General features: G+C 33.2%; 19 protein-coding genes. All 19 read right to left on the bottom strand.

Annotated features, from left to right (window positions below; genetic code table 11):
* Positions 1 to 73 precede the first annotated feature (73 nt).
* The 19 genes from CDOM16189_RS06050 to CDOM16189_RS05960 all read right to left on the bottom strand — a co-directional run bounded on the left by CDOM16189_RS06050 (position 74) and on the right by CDOM16189_RS05960 (position 20676).
* On the bottom strand, positions 74 to 2878 hold the full coding sequence (locus CDOM16189_RS06050) for a RecB-like helicase (RefSeq protein ID WP_170000848.1): 2805 nt from the start codon (positions 2876 to 2878) through the stop codon (positions 74 to 76).
* Positions 2875 to 5211 (bottom strand): PD-(D/E)XK nuclease family protein, encoded by a 2337-nt coding sequence (locus CDOM16189_RS10020; RefSeq protein WP_170000847.1) that lies wholly within the window; start codon positions 5209 to 5211, stop codon positions 2875 to 2877. Before CDOM16189_RS10020 ends, CDOM16189_RS06050 begins: the two co-directional genes overlap by 4 nt.
* A complete protein-coding gene (locus CDOM16189_RS06040; RefSeq protein WP_169975788.1) occupies positions 5208 to 5699 on the bottom strand; it encodes a FixH family protein in 492 nt (163 codons plus the stop codon). The genes CDOM16189_RS10020 and CDOM16189_RS06040 overlap by 4 nt, the downstream gene beginning before the upstream one ends.
* Positions 5689 to 6285: a hypothetical protein gene (locus CDOM16189_RS06035; RefSeq protein WP_169975786.1), complete on the bottom strand. Its 597-nt coding sequence runs from the start codon at positions 6283 to 6285 to the stop codon at positions 5689 to 5691. The genes CDOM16189_RS06040 and CDOM16189_RS06035 overlap by 11 nt, the downstream gene beginning before the upstream one ends.
* A gap of 100 nt (positions 6286 to 6385) precedes the next feature.
* Positions 6386 to 6598, bottom strand: a complete 213-nt coding sequence (locus tag CDOM16189_RS06030; RefSeq protein ID WP_169975784.1) for a DUF4006 family protein — start codon at positions 6596 to 6598, stop codon at positions 6386 to 6388.
* Between the two features lie 9 nt (positions 6599 to 6607).
* Complete coding sequence (locus tag CDOM16189_RS06025) at positions 6608 to 7462, bottom strand: c-type cytochrome (RefSeq protein ID WP_169975782.1); 855 nt, start codon at positions 7460 to 7462, stop codon at positions 6608 to 6610.
* Between the two features lie 2 nt (positions 7463 to 7464).
* A complete protein-coding gene (locus CDOM16189_RS06020; RefSeq protein ID WP_169975780.1) occupies positions 7465 to 7686 on the bottom strand; it encodes a cytochrome c oxidase, cbb3-type, CcoQ subunit in 222 nt (73 codons plus the stop codon).
* Between the two features lie 9 nt (positions 7687 to 7695).
* Entirely contained in the window at positions 7696 to 8361 is a 666-nt protein-coding gene (gene ccoO, locus CDOM16189_RS06015) for a cytochrome-c oxidase, cbb3-type subunit II (protein WP_169975778.1), read from the bottom strand.
* Positions 8362 to 8363: 2 nt separating this feature from the next.
* Entirely contained in the window at positions 8364 to 9833 is a 1470-nt protein-coding gene (gene ccoN, locus CDOM16189_RS06010; protein WP_169975776.1) for a cytochrome-c oxidase, cbb3-type subunit I, read from the bottom strand.
* 120 nt (positions 9834 to 9953) lie between these two features.
* A complete protein-coding gene (locus tag CDOM16189_RS06005; protein WP_169975774.1) occupies positions 9954 to 10631 on the bottom strand; it encodes a response regulator in 678 nt (225 codons plus the stop codon).
* Between the two features lie 3 nt (positions 10632 to 10634).
* A complete protein-coding gene (locus tag CDOM16189_RS06000) occupies positions 10635 to 11858 on the bottom strand; it encodes a PAS domain-containing sensor histidine kinase (RefSeq protein WP_169975772.1) in 1224 nt (407 codons plus the stop codon).
* Positions 11851 to 12522 (bottom strand): sulfite exporter TauE/SafE family protein, encoded by a 672-nt coding sequence (locus CDOM16189_RS05995; protein WP_169975770.1) that lies wholly within the window; start codon positions 12520 to 12522, stop codon positions 11851 to 11853. The genes CDOM16189_RS06000 and CDOM16189_RS05995 overlap by 8 nt, the downstream gene beginning before the upstream one ends.
* A gap of 6 nt (positions 12523 to 12528) precedes the next feature.
* Positions 12529 to 12975 carry a carbamoyl-phosphate synthase domain-containing protein gene (locus CDOM16189_RS05990; protein ID WP_169975768.1) on the bottom strand — a complete coding sequence of 149 codons (447 nt, stop codon included), beginning with the start codon at positions 12973 to 12975 and terminating at the stop codon, positions 12529 to 12531.
* Entirely contained in the window at positions 12975 to 13526 is a 552-nt protein-coding gene (locus CDOM16189_RS05985; protein WP_169975766.1) for a DUF507 family protein, read from the bottom strand. The genes CDOM16189_RS05990 and CDOM16189_RS05985 overlap by 1 nt, the downstream gene beginning before the upstream one ends.
* Before the next feature lie 91 nt (positions 13527 to 13617).
* Positions 13618 to 14205, bottom strand: coding sequence for a MotE family protein (locus tag CDOM16189_RS05980; protein ID WP_169975765.1), 588 nt, complete (start codon positions 14203 to 14205; stop codon positions 13618 to 13620).
* Positions 14202 to 14630 carry a flagellar export protein FliJ gene (locus tag CDOM16189_RS05975; RefSeq protein ID WP_169975763.1) on the bottom strand — a complete coding sequence of 143 codons (429 nt, stop codon included), beginning with the start codon at positions 14628 to 14630 and terminating at the stop codon, positions 14202 to 14204. The genes CDOM16189_RS05980 and CDOM16189_RS05975 overlap by 4 nt, the downstream gene beginning before the upstream one ends.
* Entirely contained in the window at positions 14627 to 15877 is a 1251-nt protein-coding gene (locus CDOM16189_RS05970; RefSeq protein ID WP_169975761.1) for an adenylosuccinate synthase, read from the bottom strand. Before CDOM16189_RS05970 ends, CDOM16189_RS05975 begins: the two co-directional genes overlap by 4 nt.
* Before the next feature lie 22 nt (positions 15878 to 15899).
* Complete coding sequence (locus tag CDOM16189_RS05965) at positions 15900 to 16772, bottom strand: ATP phosphoribosyltransferase regulatory subunit (RefSeq protein WP_169975759.1); 873 nt, start codon at positions 16770 to 16772, stop codon at positions 15900 to 15902.
* A 13-nt stretch (positions 16773 to 16785) separates the two neighbouring features.
* Positions 16786 to 20676, bottom strand: coding sequence for a bifunctional diguanylate cyclase/phosphodiesterase (locus CDOM16189_RS05960; protein ID WP_170000846.1), 3891 nt, complete (start codon positions 20674 to 20676; stop codon positions 16786 to 16788).
* Positions 20677 to 20737: the final 61 nt, after the last annotated feature.

Raw genomic sequence — 20737 nt, 5'->3', positions numbered from 1 at the left:
TTACCTTTGCCAATAATTTTAGAACGTGATTTTATTTAAAAATAGCTTATACAAACCTTAATTTAAGTAGTTTTTAAATTTCAATATATTGAATTTTATTTTTTAGAGCGTAAAATAATACAGCTTTTATCTTAAGATTTGGATAAAATTTACTTATAGCATCTCTATAGTTCGTTATTTGAGATATGTTTTCATCGATACTATTATCGCTTGTCTTATAATCTATTATACAAATTTCATTATCATCAATGCACATAAGATCGATCTGCTTTAACGAGCCATTAAATTTCAAAGGCTGTTCTTTATATATCTTTTTATTGGTAGTAAACTCTATAAATTTCTCGTCTTTTATTAAATTTAATCCTCTTAAAAATAGCTCTTCAAGCTCATCATTAGAAAGAAATTTATGAAATTTATTAAACATAGCAGATCTTGCCACCCACAACGCTCTCTCATCAAATTTAGCCGTCATCTCAAAGAGATAGTGAAATGCTAAACCTAGATATATGGCATTTTGATTTTTTGCCATACTATCTTTTTTATTATCAATATCCTGCCTTGCAACCTTGATAATATCTATATCTTTGCTATTTCTTACTTGTTGAATTTCATCTTTTTTACTAGGTATAATTTGACCAAAAGTAAATTCTTTCAAATCAAGATACTCTACAATTTCCTGACTACTTTTTAGCTCATAAGCGGTAAAAAAACTAGGATTTCTTCCATCTGGATTACTTTTTTTAATAACAACAAGACCGCAAATAGCTCTCGTAAAAGCTACGTAAAGTTTATTTAAATTCTCTTCTTTTTCAAGCTCTTTGGCTCTATTTTTAAGTCTCTTAAAATCCTCATCAAAACTCTCTTTTTTGATATTTTGCTTTATCTTCCAGCCATCTTTCACGTCATATTCGGCTAAAAAACTGGAACTATCGCTTTTAGAACCTCCTATCCTGTCGCATACTATGACATTTTCAAACTGAAGTCCTTTTGATTTATGCACAGTCATTATCTTTACGCCTACACTATTTTTAGCGCTTATTACGGCATCAAAGCTATCGAGATTAAAAATAAAATCTGCTAAATTTTTAAATTCTCTTGCAAGTTCAAAAAGCCTTAAAATATCGATATTTGAAATATCAATATTTAGTTTTTGAGCAAGATAATTTAGGCTTAAAAAAGCCGGTTTAGATGGGTTAATATCAAGTAAATAGATCTTGGTGTCAAGCAAAGCTTCTACGTTTAGCTTATAAATTGGATCCTTTAAAAGACAAAATTTAGCATACTCTACTATCGCTCTTACATAAGGACTTTGAAGCAAAGAAGACGTGCTTTCCGATACCAAATTTATGCCTGCGCTTTCAAGAGCGCTAGAAATGAAGTTTATATCCTCATTTTTCCAGCAAAGCACAGTGATATCATTATCTTTGACTCCGTTTTCAAGTAAAAATTTAACTTGATTTAGCACTTCACTAACTATATCATCATTGCTTACTACTCGCAAAAACCCGTAATCATCGCTATCTGGCACAAAATATTCACACCAAGAATCAACTCTTAAGTCTAAAATCCTATCATCTTTTTTAGTGCTTGCGAGCTGCTCTTTGAAATCTGAAATTTTGTCCTTAAAAATTGCATTTGTAAATTTTACTAAAGCGGCAAAACTTCTGTAATTTGTATCAAGGCTTGAGCTTTTTATCTGTTTAAAATCATCTTTCAATTTAGCAAAAAGCTCCTTTTTGCCGCCTCTAAATCTATATATACTTTGCTTGATATCGCCTACGTAAAAAAAACTTCCAAGTCCGTTCTGTCCGTATCCTGATAAAATTTCAGATATCAAAGGAAGCATTATCTCGTATTGAGTTACGTTAGTATCTTGAAATTCATCAATTAAAAGATGATTTATCCGTCCATCAAGCCTAAAATAAAGCACTTGTGCATCGAAATTTTTGCAAAGAAGTTCATAAGTTAATCTTGAAACATCACTAAAAGTTAAGCTGCTTAACCTTTTGTTAAGCGCTAATTTAACACTTTTATAAATCTGTAAAAATTTATTAAGTTCGCTTAGTTTGTAAGCTTCAAGCTCATCAAAATATAGCTTTAAATTCGCCTTTAATTCCCAGAAAAGCTCATCAAGCTCAGGCGAATAAATTTTAGAATATGTGCGATAGTTTAAACTATCCCTTTCTACAAAAGCACTCTCAAGCAGCCTGATTGGTTTTTTTGACTCAAAACTCTTTAAAGCCTGGTCACTTGCATCTTTTTTTAATGCATATTCATATAAATTTCTAAGGCTGTTTACTACCGCGACTTCACTTGGGAATTTAGAGTTTTGCACACACTTTATCTCGCTAAAATTATCATAAAACATCTCTAGCGCATCAAAAAAGCTATTTTTACTATTTTGAGCCGATATGATAAGGTTAGCAAGCGCTTTTAAAAGTGCTTTGTCTTTTGAAATTTCAAGTGCAAACTCGGCTCTTTGCAGATTTTCTAAGCCAGAAACTATTTTAAAATCAGAACTTAGCCCCATATTTAGACTAAATTGCCTTAAAATCATCGCAAAAAACGAATCAAAGGTAGTAATTTTAAGATTTCCTTCTAAAAATTTAGACAACCTTGCATCTCTTAACCCTAAAATTTCTTCTTTACTTTTATTTAAAATCTTAGATATCTCTTCTAGCTCACTTAGTTTTTTTTCAAGATTTAAAAATGTCTCTACGACACGCTCTTTCATCTCATTTGCAGCCTTTCTGGTAAAGGTCAAGGCTACAATTTCATTAATATTTGCACCGCTTAATATAAGCGCGATAAATCGCACACTAAGAGCGAAGGTCTTACCGCTACCAGCGCTTGCTTCTAGGGCCAAAAATGGCTTCATAGTTCGCCCTTACAAATTATTTTGTATTCGCAATATCTGCATGCTGCACTTACATTGCGACTAAAATTTATCTCGCTTTTGTTGATTTTTTTAAGATTTTCAAGCTCTATTTGCAAATCTTCTATATTTGAAGCAGATTTAACTAACTCCATCTCGCTTTTTAAATCATAGTAAAAAGCCTCGCATTTAGTTCCCACAAGAGCCTCATAAAAAGGAAGTTGCAATGATTTTTTATCAAAACTTCCACTCTTGTAATCAATTAAATTTATCTCGCCATCTCTCTTATCTATCCTATCGATAAAGCCTATCAACATTATTCCTTCAAAGCTGCGACTAAGCTCTTTTTCACAGGCTTTAACCCTCCAGCCCTGAGCAAATCTATCTTGCTCTTTTTTGGCAAATTTTTCAAAATTTATCATCAAAATTTCAAAATCAAGAGGCGAGATTTCCTTACTACTTAAAATTTTTTCAAATTCAATCAGATCAAATTTCTCAAATTTATTATAATACTCGCAAAGCGTCGCATGAACAGTATTTCCAAGTGCTGTATTTTGGCTATCTTGAGGCATCAAAGCTGGCCTAATTCCTAAAATTTTAGAATAATAATATTTCCTAGGACATGTTAAAAATGTGTTTAGCTTAGAAAATGAAAGTGGCTTAGCAAAAAAATCATGCCTTAAAATCACTTCATCATCAAACGCCCTTAGCCTAGCTCCATCTTGCACGCGCGATAAAACCTTAGCATACTCGTCATCGCTAAAATTCATATCCTTAATAGCTATAAACTCATTTAGAAATCTTGAAGGGATTTTTTCCTCATTTACAAGATAACAAATCGCTGTTTTTTTGGACTCATTTATGAGATTTTCATAATAAAATCTTTGTAAATTTTCTCTATCTATATAGCTTATAAGACCTGCTTTTTCTCTAACCTTTGAGTTTAAAAACATCTCGTTTACGCTAAGTTTTGGTATCAAATCGTCATTAAAATCAACGATAATAACACCGTCAAATTTCATTCCGCGACTCTCCAAGATACCTATTACGTTTATCTTGCCACCGCCTATGTCGTCAAGTTTGAGAGTATTTAGCTTTATAAGGAAAATTTCACAAATTTGTCTTAGCGTAAAGTTAAAATATCTAGCCAAATTTTCTATATAAAAAAGCTCTTCTAAAACTAAATCTTCGACATTTTTATCATCTTGCAGAGATAAAATTTCATTTATAAGCACTTTAAAAAAGCTAAATTCGCAGCTCATTTCAAAGTGATCTTTAAATTTATTAAAAAGCTCGTTTTTAAGCCCAAAAGATTCTAAAATAAACTCAAATTCATTGAATTCAAATCTGTTTTGAGTGTCTAATTTTACTCTTTTTTTATCGTTTATTGCAGCTACAATATATTCTATAATTTGAAAAAATTTCGTATTCTTAAAGCTCTCACCCATAGCGAAGTTAAAAATTCGGTTAAAATCGTACATTGCAAGAAGCTCGCTAAAGCTCTCATCAGGCAAAATCACTGCTATTTTTTCAGGCTCAATTCCATCTCTTATAAACTCGCTTGCTTTAGCCATAACATAAGCACACTCAAGGCTAGTCGTAGCAAAAGATCTAGTCTGAATCTCTCTTTTTTTATTGATAGTGCCGATATTTTTAAGTGTTTTATCACTCAAATTTAGCTCAAATTTTGAATACTCGGCAAAATTTTTAATTCCTGAAGCTTGAGAAATTTTATCTACTAATTTTTTATTAAATTTACTTGTTTGAAATATGATTTTAAGAGTGGTAAGAGATGAAACTTTATTTAAAATTTCCCATTCAAAATCACTTAAAAATCCGTCTATCTCTATGATAATTTCATCAAATTCCCTGATATAATCCTCGTTTAGATTATAAATTTCAGGCAAAACTATATCATCGTATAAATTCTCTTTTTCAAGTAGCTCTTTATATCTATTTAGCACGGCTTCAAGTATGGTCAAATGCTCTTCAAAATTGGCGTATATATCGCTAAATTTAATATCTTCTATGCTCTTTTTTTGAATTGCAAGCTCTTTAAAAAAGCTAAAAAGATAGTCATTATTTTTTAAAAATGCAAAAAATTCATCGGGTATTTTAAGCTGCTCTCTAGCCTCTTTGATGCTTGCACTAGCTCTTTGCATAAGCACTAGCAAATATACGCTATCGGCTTCAAAACGATCTTTTACCAAAACCGCCTTTTTTTCAAATTCGGCTATAGTAATCGCCTTGGGTATTAACTGCTCTTCAAATTTTGAGTTAAAATCACGAATTTTACGTGAGTTTGTAAAAACAAAAAGTCTATTTAAATCTATCACTTCGCTTCAATTTCAAATTTATAAAATCCGGTATCTGTGCCGTCATTTAGCTTTAAAAGCAGCTGCCATCTACCCTCTTTAGTTAATTTTACACTATTTGTAATTAATTTTTGATTTTGCCAAATCGCCTCTAAATTTTGATTTAGCTCATTAGTTTCTGGTCTGGTTAATAAAATTTGAGTGCTAAGATTAGCAGATTTGTTATCTTTTGGAGCTACGGTAAATTCAAATATAGCTTTAAGAAAATCGTTATGTTTTTCTAGATTTACACTATTAAAAACGACACTGAATTTAGAATCAAACTTCTTTTGACTCTCGTGAATTTTATTGATATTCTCATCTACGTTTTGATATCTGTCCATATAAAAAGTATCCATCTGAACGGGATTTTTAAGCGCAATTACAATCGTAGCTATGCAGGCTATGACAATAGCTATGATAGAGAGCACGATAGCGTATGGCCAAAATGTCTTTGTATTATCTTGCATTTTTATTCCTAAATTTCTTAACTGACATCACGACTATAACAAAGATTATTGAACCATATACGAAAAATCTGATGATCTCAAGAAAAATTTTATTTGAACTGCCTAGCGCATTTTCTAGTTTAATGCGCTTTGACGAAGCTATCTGCTCAGCCAAATCAGCATAGCCGTTAAGCATAGCAGCATTATAAATATCCTTGCCATTTTTTGAGGTAAGTATTGGTAAAATCGAACCGCTAGATGGATATGGGCTTAAAATTCCCTCTTTATTAAAGAGTTTAAGAGTTTCACTATCGGCAAAAATTTCAACCTTATGCTCAAATTTAGACAGCATCAAAAATGCAAAAGGCGGCTTTAAATCTAACTCGCCAAAAGCCTCTTTTAAATTTTTTCCATTTAATTTATCAAATACGCCTATACCCACATAAATACTTGATTTTTCAAACAACTCGTCACCTATAAGCTCTATTCTTTCAGCAACTTTATCGCTTAAAATTTTTTGATTTACTAGGACAATATCTTTTGAAAAAGCAGAAGTTAAAAGCAAAGCAAGGGCGATAAATACGCCCTTAAAATTTATAAATTTCATCCTACGAACAGGTGATTAGGAGTTAAAACAGCCCATGCACAAATTATAGCAGAGAGGACAAGTCCTATGATTATAATCTTCTCTAAAATTGCCGACATCTCTACTCCTTTATCTTTATATGCTTAGCGTTATCTACGCTTTTCATCTCGATAGCACTTGGATTTTCGATAGTGTATGGCTTTTGCGCCACATCTTGTTGAGCCTTAATGCCAAGATATGTAAGTACGGCTAAGATAGTTAGCAAAAGCACGGTAGCGATAAGCATTCCCGTTGCACCATTTAGTGCAAAAACGTTTCTATTTGTATTTTCCATCATAGCTCCTTACTTCGTAAGCGATAAGATATATTCGCCTACAGCCTTTTGCTGCAATGCGTTAAGTCTTCCGTCGTCAAATTTAGGCATAGCGCCTATAGCACCTTTTTTACCACGTTTTAGCACATCTACTACAAAATCACTTGTACCATATTTAGTAAGATCAGGACTCATGCCATCCATTCCTTTGCCGTCATCTCCGTGGCAAGATGCACATACAGGATATAAGGATCTGCCGGTCTCTACCAAGGCTTCGTTTTTAGTTGACTTTATACCGGATAACTCTTTGGCTATATAGGCTGCAATAGCCTTAGCGCCTTCCTCGTCAGCCATTCCTGGAGGCATTTCTCCCATTGGGTAATCAAGCCCCTTTGAGCCGTTTATAATAGCATCTACTATACCCTGCTCACTTCCCCAAACGTTTAAATCGGCGGCCTTGCCGTTTATACCGTCAGCCGTGATTCCATGACATGCCGAGCATTGGACTAAAAATATACTCTCACCCATTGCATGAAGAGTTTTTATATCAGGATTCGCCCACTCTTTCTCAAATTTAGCGTTCATAGCCTTTACCTCTTCGTTATATTCGCCAATTTGAGAATATGAGTTAAGAGGATAACCGACCAAATAATACCAGATCGCCCATACTATGGTAAGTACAAATATCAAGGCCCAGCCTACCGGAATAGGATTTTTATACTCGCCTATTCCATCCCAATTATCCTCGCTAAGCTCGCCTTCGGATTTGCTATGCTTTATCTGTTTTACATATTTTCCGACAACAAATAGCGTAAGCAATATGATAGCTAATGCGCCGATAAGCGAGAGTAAATTAATATTATCTTCTAAATTAAACCATTTCATACTCAACTTTCCTTTTTAACATTCTTGCTCGTAGATACGGACTCTAAAATTTCATCGCTCAAATCATCTTTTAACACTAAATTTGAGTATTTTTCATAGTTTCTCCTGCCTGTTCTTTCTGATTTATACAAATGATAGCAATAGCTATATAGTACAACCACTAAAAAAACGGTAAAGAAGAAAAATCCGTAACCTTGAATCTCTCTTAAAGCCTGCACATCCACGATCTTGCCTTATTTCAAGCTATTTAAGTATGCGATTATAGCGACGATCTCTCTTATCTCGCCTCTTGCAAACGCATCTTTTACTTCTTGATTTTTCATCTCATCAACTATCATTTGAGCCTGCTCTTTTACTATTGACTGAGCCTCTTCCCATGTGCCAAGCTTAGGCATTCCTTCCGTATCGTAAGGCACATTAAATACTTTTTTAGTAGTCAAGGCTTCACCATAAGCCGTCTCAATATCGGCATTATTTTTAAACATATGCTTATAGGCTGGCATAATAGAACCAGGCACTACAGATGTAGGCTCTAGCATATGATTTTCGTGCCAATCGGTTGTGCGGTAGTTGCCTACACGTTTTAGATCAGGACCTGTTCTTTTAGAACCCCAAAGATGAGGGCGATCGTAAGCGTATTCGCCGCTTAAAGAGTACATACCGTATCTATCGGTCTCACTTTTAAAAGGACGAATCATCTGCGTATGACATGCATTACAGCTATCTTTCATATATATATGCTTACCAGCAAGTTCTAAAACCGTAGGAGGCTTTATGCCCTCAAGCGGTCTTGCGCGATTTGCAAAATCAGGTAAAATTTCGATAACTCCTGCATACGCGATAACTATAAAGACAGCAACGGCAAAAAAGAATGGATTTTTTTCTAACCAACTAAACATCTCTACCCCCTTACACCTGCAGGACTTGCACTAAATGGCTCTTTCGTAAGCTCTTTAGCCGACATTGACTTATATATATTGTAAGTAAATATAAAAAATCCTACCAGATACAAAAGTCCGCCTATAGCTCTGATCCAGTAATATGGAATAAGTACCGTGACAGTATCTATAAATGAATATGCAAGATTTCCAAACTGATCAGTTGCTCTCCACATCATACCCTGAGTAATTCCAGCTATCCACATTGATGCAAAGTATAAAACTATACCTGTTGTTTGGATCCAAAATTGAACTTCCATCAATGATTTTGAGTAAATTTCACGCTTCATTACGCGAGGAGTCATATGATAAAGTGCCGCCATAGTCATAAATCCAACCCAACCAAGTGTGCCGTCATGAACGTGTCCAGGAATCCAATCTGTAAAGTGCGCAAGAGCATTTACTGACTTAATGGATAGAATTGGTCCCTCAAGAGTTGAGAACATATAAAACGTAGAAGCTAAAATCATAAATTTAATTAACGGATTTTCACGTATCTGAACCCACTCGCCCTTCATTGTTAAAAGCATGTTTATAGCAGAACCCCAAGATGGCAGTATAAGAACTACTGAGAATACAGATCCCATAGTCTGCATCCAGTCAGGAACGGTAGAATAAAGAAGGTGGTGTCCACCAGCCCAAAGATATACAAACATAAGTCCCCAGAAAGCAAAAAGCGATAACTTATATGAGAATACCGGCTGTCCACTCTCTTTTGGAAGGAAATAATAAATTTGAGCAATTATCGCGACTGTAAATACGAAAGCAACAGCGTTGTGTCCATACCACCACTGAACTAAAGCATCATTGGTTCCTGCATACATAGAGACAGAATGCCACCAGTCGCCGTATCCCGAAACAAATTTCGTAGGAACCGCCATATTATTAAACAGATATAACATAGCAACACCAAGAAATGTCGCTATATAATACCAAAGCGAGATATAAAGCGTCTTTTCGCGGCGAATTCCGATAAGTCCGAATATACTAACACCCCAAAGAACCCAAACAAGAACAACTCCTATATCAAGAGGCCATTCAAGCTCCGCATACTCCTTTGAAGTACTAACTCCGGCAAATAAACTTATCACCGCAAGAACCATCACAACCATATATAAATAGAAGTGAAATTTGCCGATAAACATTAAAAACGGCGATTCGTTCATAGAGACCTTTAGCACCCTTTGTCCTATATAATACCAGGTCGCAAATATACCAGAAAGCATAAATCCAAATATAACTCCTGATGTATGAAGCGGTCTAAGACGACCGAATGTCCCATACTCTCCGGCAAGATAATTTAGATCGGGATATGCCATCTGAAATGCTATTATTACGCCGATAGCCATACCGATGATGCCAAATAGTATTGTAGCAAACATAAAGTACTTAGCTACGGTATAATCGTAGTTTAATGCATTTGATGGTCGCATCAAAACCTCCTTTTCAAATTTGTAAATAAAAATGTAACTAAAATGGTATTTTAAATTAAAAAATATATATCTATTCTTAAACGAGTGAAAAATTTATATATTTAATTAAAAATTTAAAATTTATTTTAAATCTATCTTGTACCCAAGCCCCGGGATATTCTTTATCAGCTCAGCTCCGACCTTGTCCCTAACTCTCTTTACGAAAGTTCTTATAGCGGCATCACTTACTTTCTCACCTACCCATACGATACTTTTTATCTCCTCTATCAAAACCAAAGTTCCAAGTCTTTTTACAAGAAGCGAGACAAAAGAAAGCTCTTTTTTAGTCAGAGCTATCTCTATTCCGTCTTTTACTAAGACTCTTTTTGTTTGATTAAATGAGTATCTATCAGTAATTTTTATTAAATTTGCTCCCTCTATTTTTGATTGAGCTATATTTATAAGAGTTGCAAAAAGCTCATCCATATCAATAGGCTTCATTAAATACTTATCGATACCGACATCAATAGCTTTTAGCAGCCTCTCCTTTTCGCTAAATGCGCTTAAAATAACGATAGGAGTGTTTCTGGAGATGATTTTAATCTCTTTTGACATATCAAGTCCGTCCATTATAGGCATAGCAATATCTGTTACCACAATGTCTGGATTAAATTTCTTAAATTTCTTTAACCCTTCATCGCCATTGCCGGCTAAAATAACCTTGCTAAATTCATTTGCAAGAATTTCGCCCATAGACTCTCTAGCCCCACCTTCATCCTCTACTAAAAGTATTGTAAGCTCTTTTAAATTTCCTACCACTATCTATCCTTTATCCATATATGGAATCTTTATTGTAAAACAAGCTCCAAATTTATCATTTTTTACACTAACTTTTCCATTCATATTCTCAATTATCATCTTAAGCATATAAAGTCCTATTCCGGTACCGGAACTTGGATGCTTGGTCGTGAAATATGGCTCAAAAATCCTATCCATTATCTCATCTTTTATACCGCCGCCATTATCACTAACCGTAATAACTACAAATTTATTTTGTTTATATATAGATATTGTAACAGCTTTTTCATTATTTACATCTTTCATTGCATCTTTTGCATTAGAAAGAAGGATTATTAGCGCTTGAGAGAGTTGAGAATTAAAACCCAATACTTCGCTCTCATCTTTTATAGAAAAGTCTATCTTAATATTATCTTTTTCATATGTGCCTTGAACCATTTTCATTGCATTTTTTACGGCAATAGAGGGTAAAAAGAGCTCTTTTTCTCTATTTATCGCAAAAAAATTTCTAAAATCCTCTATGGTTTGAGACATATTTTTAATAATTCGCTTTGAATCATCATAATCTGTCTGAAATCTTGAACTGTCTTGAGCTAAAAACGCCTCTTTAAACCTAAAAAGCATTATACTAAGCTCGTTTAGGGGCTGTCTCCATTGATGAGCTATGTTAGCTATCATCTCACCCATTGATGCTAGTCTTGATTGAAAAAACAGCATCTGGGTCTTTTCCTCATTCTTTTTTATCTCGGACTCAACCAGACATTTTAAATTTTGATTTAAATTTAATAGCTCGGCAGTCTGTTCTTTAACTCTATTTTCAAGGTTTTGATTTAAATCCTCAAGCTCTCTTTTTGTCTTTAAAAGTTCATTATTTAAATTTATAACATCAGTTACATTATGCCTAATAGCTACAAATTCTTCAATATCTCCATTTGGATCCAAAATAGGAATAATCGTAGTATTCAGATATATATCTTTGCCATCTTTAGTAAGATTTCTAACTATACTTTTATGAACTTTCTTGGCTAAAATCGTATCCCACAAAATTTTAAAAGTCTTTTTAGGCACATCAGGATGACGAACTATATTGTGATTTGCTCCTATGAGCTCCTCTCTGCTAAATCCTGAAATTTTGCAAAATTCATCATTTACAAAGGTTATAATACCGTTTATATCGGTTTTTGAAACAATATTACTGGCCTCAATAGCATCTTGATACTGTCTAAATCTAGTCTTTATATCATCCATTTGTTGCCATAAATCCTATAAAAGATATATAAATACCGTAAATAATCACTACTAATCCGGATAGATAGAGCATAAAACTTCTAAATTTATCGTTTAAAAATTTTAAAATCAAAGTGTAAGAGCTCATCATAACCAAACTAACCATACCAAAAATGACCATTACCAAAGCACCATTTATTGCGCTTGCTGTCGAGATAGCAATAGCTAAAAAATAATACACTACCCCACAAGGTATAAGTCCGTTTAAAAACCCAAGCACTAAAAAACCAAATTTCATATCTTTTGAGATTATCATTCTGATTTTTAAATTTATAAATTTATAAATAGCGGAATTTCCCTCTAAAAAATTTAAAATTTTGCCGCGTTTTATAAGAGCAATACCCAAAATAACTAAAAAAACACCAATTATAAAGAGAAAATAACCCCTTGCCTTAAGAGATAGCGCAAAAAGGCTACCAAATGCGCCAAAAAGCGCTCCAAGCAAGATATATGCGCTAACTCTAGCCGCATTATACCCGACTATCGCAAATATATTTTTTATTTTATTTTCTCGGTTTACAAGAGTCGAAAGAGCCACCATAAAGCCCCCGCACATACCTATACAGTGTCCTATGGAGCTAAAAAAGGCAACGCTTACAATAGATATTATTGTGGCATTATCCATATAAATTTAGGATCTATTATCTAGCATCTGTTTTAAATCATTAGGATTTGAAATTTCTGTCGATATAGCAGCTCTTAGCTCGCCTTTTTCACGAATAAGCATAGTTAAAAATCTAGTATCTATATCATAAACACCGAATTTTCCATTCTCTTTGAAAAACTCATCCAAATCTTTTGTAGCTCTAAAATTTGAAGGCATCTTATTAAAAGATCGTATCAAAATAGAGCTAGCGTGAATTTTATCACTGTTAGAATCTTCATTGTTTGTGCCAACTATACCGATCTCAGGAGATGTAAAAACTATGAATTTTCCATCATAATTAGGATCTGTTATAATTTCTTGATATGCTGTAAAGCTTGTATTAAAAACCATATTAGCAACCGCGCTTCCGCCTTTTCCAAAAGCTTTAGCCTCTAAAAATACGCCGTTTTCAAGATATATATAAGCTTTCATTACAGCATTCCCTTTTTTCTTAACTCTTCTTCATAAAGTCTTTCAAATACTATATCGTATTCTTCGGTTCCTGGTATAAGCTTTCTTTTGTAGCTATCAATTTTAGAGATTACAACATCTTCAAGCTTTTCATAGATTTTTATATAGTCTTCAATGGAGCCGTAAATCACATTTTTTACTCTATTTTCAGATACGCTATAGTCCATTAGCCCTTTTTTCCAAGCGGCTTCAAGAATCAAGTGAGCGATATTATTGAATCTATCTTCGTAAGACAATATTACATCATAGTCTTTCGCAAGCTTTTTCTTGACAAGCCAAAACATATTTTTTCTATCCACTTGCATAAATTCCATCTCGTTTTCATTCTCTTCTAAAACTTGATTTACTCGCTCTTCAAGAGCCCTTTCACGCTGCAAATCACTATCTAATATCTCTTTTGCAAGTGCACAGAGCGGTTCAATGCCTTTACTTAAAGTAACAAATCCTGAATTTAATAGATCAATTGCAATCTTTTGCGATATATATGGAGTGTGTGGCAGTTTAATACGCATTTTTACCTCTCTTTTTTAGTTTGGATTTTAACTAAAAAAAGGTAAAAAAAGGTTAAATTCTAACTCATAAGAAACACAGATATTTATAAAACTATAAATTTAGTAAATTGCCAGCCGGTCCTTCAAGCTTAATGGACGAATCAATTTTATTATCTTTATCTTTTTTTCCAAAAGGTGGGCCTTGCTTGATTAGAAGAGTTATTTCAGACGCCACGGCAGGCTCCATTTTAGCCATTATAGAAGAGATTTTTTTAGGAGCTAAAGCATACATTATGCTTGCAGCGCTTATCCTATCCATAGCACTTAACACATCTGCCGCGGCCTGATCTTTCATCTTTCCGTATGCTTCGCCAACTTTATCAGTTGTCATTGTTTTAATCTGAGACAAAATTTCATCATTTCTTTTTACTAAATTTTCTATATGAGCTTTTTGTTCCTCTATTTTAGCCAAAGTCGCATTTATATCACTCTCTTTTTTGCTTAGCTGTGCATTTCTCTCTCTAAAAATAGCCTCGCTTGACGCCCTAAAGGCTTCAAGTCCTTGCTTCTCCTCATCTATTCTCTCTATTTCTTTTATAAGCTCACCCTTTCTAGCCTCAAATATAGAGACACAATCAACGGGAACTTCAGCTCCAAAAAGAAATAATGCGAATATAGATAAAGATAAAATTTTTCTCAAATCTCACTCTCTTTTAAATAGGTATATCTCATAGTAGCAAACTCATCAATAGAATTTTGCTCAAGCTTTTTAACTCTAACAAGCTCCGCTTTAAACTCTTCGCTCTCAAGATATTTCATCTTCTCATATTCTAAGCTTGCGTTTTTATACTGATGCTCAAAGTGGATTATGCTTTTGTTAACAAGTTCAAGCCTTTGAGAAAGTATGTCTTTCTCTTTTCTGATCAAATTTAAAAACTCTAAAGAGCCTTTAAGCTCAGTAAATTCACCATTTGAAGGTAGCTTAAAAGAGGCTATTTTCAAATTTGTATCATTAATAAAATTTTCTATCATGTTGGCTTCAGACCTGCTTTTAGCAAGCCTGAGAGCGATTTTGTCTAAATTTTGTTTTTTTACCTTTACGATTTGGGTAAATTTACTCTTCATCTAATAATAGTATCTTCTCTTTCAGGGCTAGTTGATATTATACCAACTCTTGTGCCAGTTAGCTCTTCTATGCGATTGATATAGGTCTTTGCATTTTGTGGAAGATCGTCAAATTTACGAATTCCCTCAACCTTATCCCATCCATCAAGCTCCTCATATATAGGTTTGACATTCTCAAGATCGGTAGGAAAATAATCTATAATCTCACCCTTATATTCGTATGCTTTGCAAATTTTTACTTTTTCAAAGCCATCCAAAACATCTAACTTCATAAGCGCAAATTTATCCACCCCATCAAGTCTTGCTGCATATTTTACAGCTACTGCATCAAACCATCCGCAACGTCTTCTTCTGCCTGTAGTGGTGCCAAACTCCTTGCCAAGCTCGCACATCATATCGCCATCTCCACCTAAATCCTCAGTAGGAAAAGCCCCGTTTCCAACACGAGTAGTATAGGCTTTGATTATGCCTATTACTTCACCTACCTCTTTTGGGCTAATGCCTATTCCGCTACAGCTTCCTGCGCTTATAGTATTTGAGCTAGTTACATAAGGATATGTGCCGTGATCTATATCAAGTAGAGTTCCTTGCGCACCCTCAAGCATTATTTTTTTATTACTATCAAGCCCTTTCCAAACCATCTGAGTAGTGTTTGCAATAAATTTTCCAAGCTCTTTTTTATATAGTTTTAGCTCGTCCAAAAGTTCATTTTTACTAGGAATAACAACACCTAAAGTATCAAGAAAGCTCTTGTTCTCACTAAAATCATTCATTAGATCATCGCATAGTTTTTCAGGATCCAAAAGCTCTCCCATTCTATGACCGTTTCTGCTTATTTTATCTGCATATGCGGGACCTATTCCTTTACCTGTCGTTCCTATAGCGTTTTTACCTTTAAGACGCTCTTTTGCCTGATCGATTAAAGCGTGATGGCGCAAATTTAGATGCGCCTTATCGCTTATAAAAAATCTTCCTTCAAGAGCTTCAAACTGCTTAATTTCTTTAACTAAAAATTCAGGGCATACGACAACTCCGTTGCCTATTATATTGATTATATTTTTATGCAAAACCCCGGAAGGAACCAAATGAAGAGCATATTTAACGCCATTGGTCCATATTGTGTGACCGGCATTATGTCCGCCTTGGCATCTGCAAACCATATCGTAGTTGGCACTTAGCATATCTACTATCTTACCTTTACCCTCATCTCCCCACTGCACGCCTACTATCAGATCAGCTCTATTCATCTTAAATCCTTCAATAAATTCTTTATATATTTTTATCTTTTAAATTTTCTAGCAAAGCATCCACATAGACGCCAAAACCGCTACTTTTAATACCGTCTATTTCGTAATTTCCACCGCCGCTTAATATATCATTACCACTTAAAAACCTAAAAAATAGTTTATCGTAATATCTCATCTTTGAATAATATAGTGGAACTATTCTTAAATTTTCGCATTGCGACAGCTCAGCCACTCTTTTTATCTCGTTAAGAGGCTCTTTTAGCTCATCTGGAACAATACTATAAATTTCATCTATCTCTCTTACGCTATTTACAAAAGCAAGTTTTTTGAGCCACTCCTCTTTTTGATCCAAAATTTTCTCTATCTCTCCATGCTCAAATATAGATATAGGCAAATTTAAAATCCTACAAACTATATGTGGAACCTCTATATGACTTATTTGAAGATGTGGTTTAAGTCCGAGCTTATCAAACAAATTTTTAGCCATTTTAACGCTTATGGCAAGATCTGTTTCGCCTATTAGCTCTGCTCCTATCTGATGAAATTCACTACTAGGATATTTAAAAACTGGCTGAATGTAAAACCAGCGTTTTGGCTCGGTATCCTTAAGTCTTCTAAGCACTATTCTAACGACATCTACAGTACTGTCGGCTCTTAAGCTTACCTGATTATTAGCATGATCACTGAATCTAAGTAGCTGTGTCGGAGCTACGCTTAGATGCTGATGATATGAAAAATATGGAGTTACAATCTCATGAAATCCGTTTTCCAACAAAATTCTACTAGCGAGATTCTCAATATCTCTTTTTAAAGTCGCTATCTTCCCAAAATATAGTCTGCTTCCGACAGGAATTTCATGTTCATATACTTTGCCGTCAAAATTTTTAAATTCCATAAATTTTCAGTCCTTACTCTAAAGTCAAAATCTTATCACGCTTATCTTTTAATTTAACAACAAGCTTTGATATGCTTTGACCTTGCTCTATATTTGTTAAAATTTGCATAATAATACTTGTTGTTTCAACATGAACAGCTATCTTATGGGTATCCAAAATATGTCTTTTGTATGATTCTACCATCATTAAACTATACTCTTTAGCAAATTCTTTGGTATCAAATCTACTAAAATTTGAAGCACTGAGCATATCAAGCAAACTCTTTATCCAGCCCTTATGCATAACGGCTAAATTACACAATACAAGCTCACTCTCTTTAAGAGCCTCTATATGCTTTAATTTGTCTGGAATTTTATATGTTTCAAGCCAATGTTTAATTCTTTCAAGCCTCATCGGAGGAGCTATATATCCTCCTTGCAAGTTGTGATACCCCGCCTTCATAAGCAGATACATACTCTCGGATGTCTCTACTCCCTTTGCAATGGCTTCTTTTAAAAATATATTAGATAAAGTAAGAATTGATTTTAATATAATCAAGCTATCAGCCTCTTTTACCACTCCCAGACTTAAGTATTTTGAGACTTTTAATTTATCGGCATAAATATTTTTTAAATTTTTAATAGAAGTAGATTTTGAACCGAATTGATCAAGTATAAGAGATATACCATAGCTTTTATAAGTATTTAAAATTTCATTACTATCAATAGGCTGCTTAAATGAAGAGGCATCTTTAATATTAAGCTCAAGCATGTGAAAGTTATTGTGCTCTCTGCTTTCGGCAATAGAATGAAATTTCTTTATAAAGTCTGATCTATGAATAAGCTCTAAGGTTACATTTACGCTAACTTTTAAATCGAGTCCGTATTTTGTGCGCATACGAGATTGATCTTTAAGTGCCATATCTATATTCCAAAGCACTAAATCATCATATATATAACCATTTGCTATAAGAGGTAAAATTTCTTCACACAAAATCGTATTTCCGGTCTTTCTCGCTATAAATGTTTCAAGACCGACAATCTTATTTGTTTTTATATTTAATATAGGTTGATATAGAAGCGAAAATTCATCATTTAAAAGACTTGACGATATTCTATCGGATAATGCATAGTGATCTCTAAAATACTTATCCGCATCAGGATCAAATATATAGTATTTATTTTTGCCTGATAATTTTGACTGATACATAGCCCAATCAGCCTGCTCTATAAGTGTATCTTGATCGATATCGATTTTTTGAGGATATAAGCTTGCACCAACACTAGCACTCACTCTTAGATGCTTATTGTTTATCACAATATCTCTACTTGCAGACCTTAATATGTCCTCTAATATATCATTAATTTCATTTTTATAAGTTAAATCATTTACGATAGCTATAAATTCATCCCCGCCAATCCTTGCTAAAACATCATTTTCTTTTAAAACAATGCTGATATTTTTTGAAATTGCGATCAATAGCCTATCGCCAACAGAGTGTCCATGCAAATCGTTTATAGGTTTAAAATTATCTATGTCTATATATATAACAGCAATGGAAGTCTTTGTGCTTACAGTATTTATCATTGCATTATTTAGTTTTTTAGAGAATAAAAATCTATTCGGAAGTTTTGTTAGTGCATCATAGTAGGCTATTTGCTCTAAATTTTCTTCTTTTTCTTTAGCATGCGAGATATCTGAAAAAATAGCTATAAAGTTTTCTATGCTGCCGTCTTTGTCATAAACGGTGCTTATAGTCAAAAGCTCTAGGTATTTTTTACCATCTTTCTTTTTATTCCAGATATGACCCCTCCAATATCCTTCATTTATAGCACTACGCCATAAATTAGAAAAAAATTTGCTATCATGAATACCAGAATTTAATAAATTCGAAGGGCTTCCTACAGCTTCTTCTTTAGAGTATCCCGTTATTTGAACAAAAGCATCGTTTACATCTATAAATTTGCCATCAGTTCCTACTATAGCTATAGCTTCTTGAGAATTTGAAAATAAATTTGAGACTATTTGTTTATATTTGTCAGCATCATTTTTATACTTTAGACCGTCTATTTCATAATGGCTACCATTATGTAAAGAGTTATTGTTTAAATCCATTTTATCTATGATAGAACTGTCTACAAAATATCCTATAACTTCATCTATATTTTTATCGTCACTAGATATAAATTTTAAAAAAACATTACAAGTTACAACTTCTAAATTTTTCTTTGATATTCTAATAGATGATAAAAATTCATAATCTTTTTTTACCGCATTAGTACTAAATAATCTAAATTTGATATTAAATTCATTAAAGATTTTATCAAAGTCTGCAGGATGTATAATATTTTTAAAACTAAAATCATCAGCCAGCATCTCTTCTAGCCTATAGCCTAATATAATCTCGGTATTAATCGAGACGCTTAAAATATCTTGCATAAAGCCATTTTTCCAAGATATTTTAAATATCGGAGAGTAGATATTAGCCTCATTCTCTCTTTTAAAATTTCTCTTATTTATTTTTTCCCAAGTAATATCTTCAATTAGACAAAATCCTAGCTTATTATCATCCGCTTCTATATTTTTCTTTTTTATCAATACATCTTTTATATCGCCATTTGAGAGTATATGTCTAGCTTCGTAAGCTACTGTATTGTCACTACAGTCACAAGTCATAATATTTGCACCTTTTGCACTATCGGCATCAAGGTCTTGCAATCTTTTACTTAAAAATTCATCTCTGGAAAATCCATAAAATTCTAATGCCTTTGAACTAGCCTCTACAATATCACCTGTTTTTGCATCGATCAAAAGTATAACCAAAGGACCCTGTTCAAAAAGGTATCCAAATTTTTTCTCATATTCTAAAAAGCTATTTTTTTTGTTTTGAAAATTTTCATTAACATGGATAATCGAATCCACCATTTCGTTAAAATCAGTTATATAGCCAGTGCTTACATACTGACCGATACTCTCTTCTTTTTCAAGCTTTTTTATAAGCTTTTTTATAAACAATATAGGCTTTATAATACCATTTACGGCAAATTTGACATCCACAAAAACTAAAAATAGCCCTATTAAAAAAAATGCTAGACATATACCTAAAAATAGCCAGTTTGTATACAATATATTGCTAATAGGGCGATAAGTTACAACAGCTGTTCTGGCTTTAGGGATGTATTGAACCATATAAAGATCAAAGTTGTCTGCCCCCCAGTTAATTCTAATACTATTTTGGTCTGCATAATTCATGTCTACGCTATAAATATCAAATATGGCTTTTTGCTTTAGAACAAGCTCTATATCTTGGTGAAACAAAATTCTTCCATCTTTATTAATGATAAAAGAGTTCGCCCCTTCTGAATTTTGAATCTGCAATAGCTCATTATATATGTAATTTAGCTTTACTTCGGCAATTAAAATTTTGCTATTTCCAAGATCTTTTACAATAAATCTGGTTGGAATATCTCCATGATGAAAGTCGAATTTGGATCTATAAAATCCATCTACAAATTTATCCTTCCAGGGTTTTGATTTAAAAAAATGCAGATACTCTTTATTTACATCTCTATGAGAAAAGGTAGAAATTTCAATATCGCCATCAATTGTGGCAACATGCATAGCGTAATATTTCTTGTGATTACTCATTGAATAATCCAAAATAGCCCTTGTGTTAGTATTGTCTGATGTTATATATCTGCTAATAAGTGTAAGTTCGTCGTTGACGGTTTTGACATTATTTAAGATAATATTTCTAAGCTCTTGATTGCTTAAATGCATATTTTCGCGAATTTCATTGAATTTAATATTTACAGCAAAAGCTATTATGCAAAATATCGCAATAATGGTGACCAAATTTGCGAAATAAACTCTATTTAAAATATTATAAGACAAGCTTTTATTTTTATTGCTTGAAAAAATCATACTCTATAAAAACCTTCCAATTTTATCTAGATAGGCATTATTGTATCATCTTTTTTATTTT

The organism is Campylobacter sp. RM16189, assembly GCF_012978815.1.
Classification (GTDB): domain Bacteria; phylum Campylobacterota; class Campylobacteria; order Campylobacterales; family Campylobacteraceae; genus Campylobacter_A.
Note: the sequence above shows the minus strand (reverse complement) of the source record. Positions and strands in the feature narration are given on the sequence as shown.

Bases quoted from the DNA above. Each gene is read 5' to 3' on its own strand.
- CDOM16189_RS06030 (WP_169975784.1), bottom strand. From the start codon at position 6,598: ATGGAAAATACAAATAGAAACGTTTTTGCACTAAATGGTGCAACGGGA.
- CDOM16189_RS05985 (WP_169975766.1), bottom strand. From the start codon at position 13,526: ATGCGTATTAAACTGCCACACACTCCATATATATCGCAAAAGATTGCA.
- CDOM16189_RS06050 (WP_170000848.1), bottom strand. From the start codon at position 2,878: ATGAAGCCATTTTTGGCCCTAGAAGCAAGCGCTGGTAGCGGTAAGACC.
- CDOM16189_RS06035 (WP_169975786.1), bottom strand. From the start codon at position 6,285: ATGAAATTTATAAATTTTAAGGGCGTATTTATCGCCCTTGCTTTGCTT.
- CDOM16189_RS06040 (WP_169975788.1), bottom strand. From the start codon at position 5,699: ATGCAAGATAATACAAAGACATTTTGGCCATACGCTATCGTGCTCTCT.
- CDOM16189_RS05975 (WP_169975763.1), bottom strand. From the start codon at position 14,630: ATGAAGAGTAAATTTACCCAAATCGTAAAGGTAAAAAAACAAAATTTA.
- CDOM16189_RS05990 (WP_169975768.1), bottom strand. From the start codon at position 12,975: ATGAAAGCTTATATATATCTTGAAAACGGCGTATTTTTAGAGGCTAAA.
- CDOM16189_RS05995 (WP_169975770.1), bottom strand. From the start codon at position 12,522: ATGGATAATGCCACAATAATATCTATTGTAAGCGTTGCCTTTTTTAGC.
- CDOM16189_RS06000 (WP_169975772.1), bottom strand. From the start codon at position 11,858: ATGGATGATATAAAGACTAGATTTAGACAGTATCAAGATGCTATTGAG.
- CDOM16189_RS05960 (WP_170000846.1), bottom strand. From the start codon at position 20,676: ATGATTTTTTCAAGCAATAAAAATAAAAGCTTGTCTTATAATATTTTA.
- CDOM16189_RS05970 (WP_169975761.1), bottom strand. From the start codon at position 15,877: ATGAATAGAGCTGATCTGATAGTAGGCGTGCAGTGGGGAGATGAGGGT.
- ccoO (WP_169975778.1), bottom strand. From the start codon at position 8,361: ATGTTTAGTTGGTTAGAAAAAAATCCATTCTTTTTTGCCGTTGCTGTC.
- CDOM16189_RS06025 (WP_169975782.1), bottom strand. From the start codon at position 7,462: ATGAAATGGTTTAATTTAGAAGATAATATTAATTTACTCTCGCTTATC.
- ccoN (WP_169975776.1), bottom strand. From the start codon at position 9,833: ATGCGACCATCAAATGCATTAAACTACGATTATACCGTAGCTAAGTAC.
- CDOM16189_RS05965 (WP_169975759.1), bottom strand. From the start codon at position 16,772: ATGGAATTTAAAAATTTTGACGGCAAAGTATATGAACATGAAATTCCT.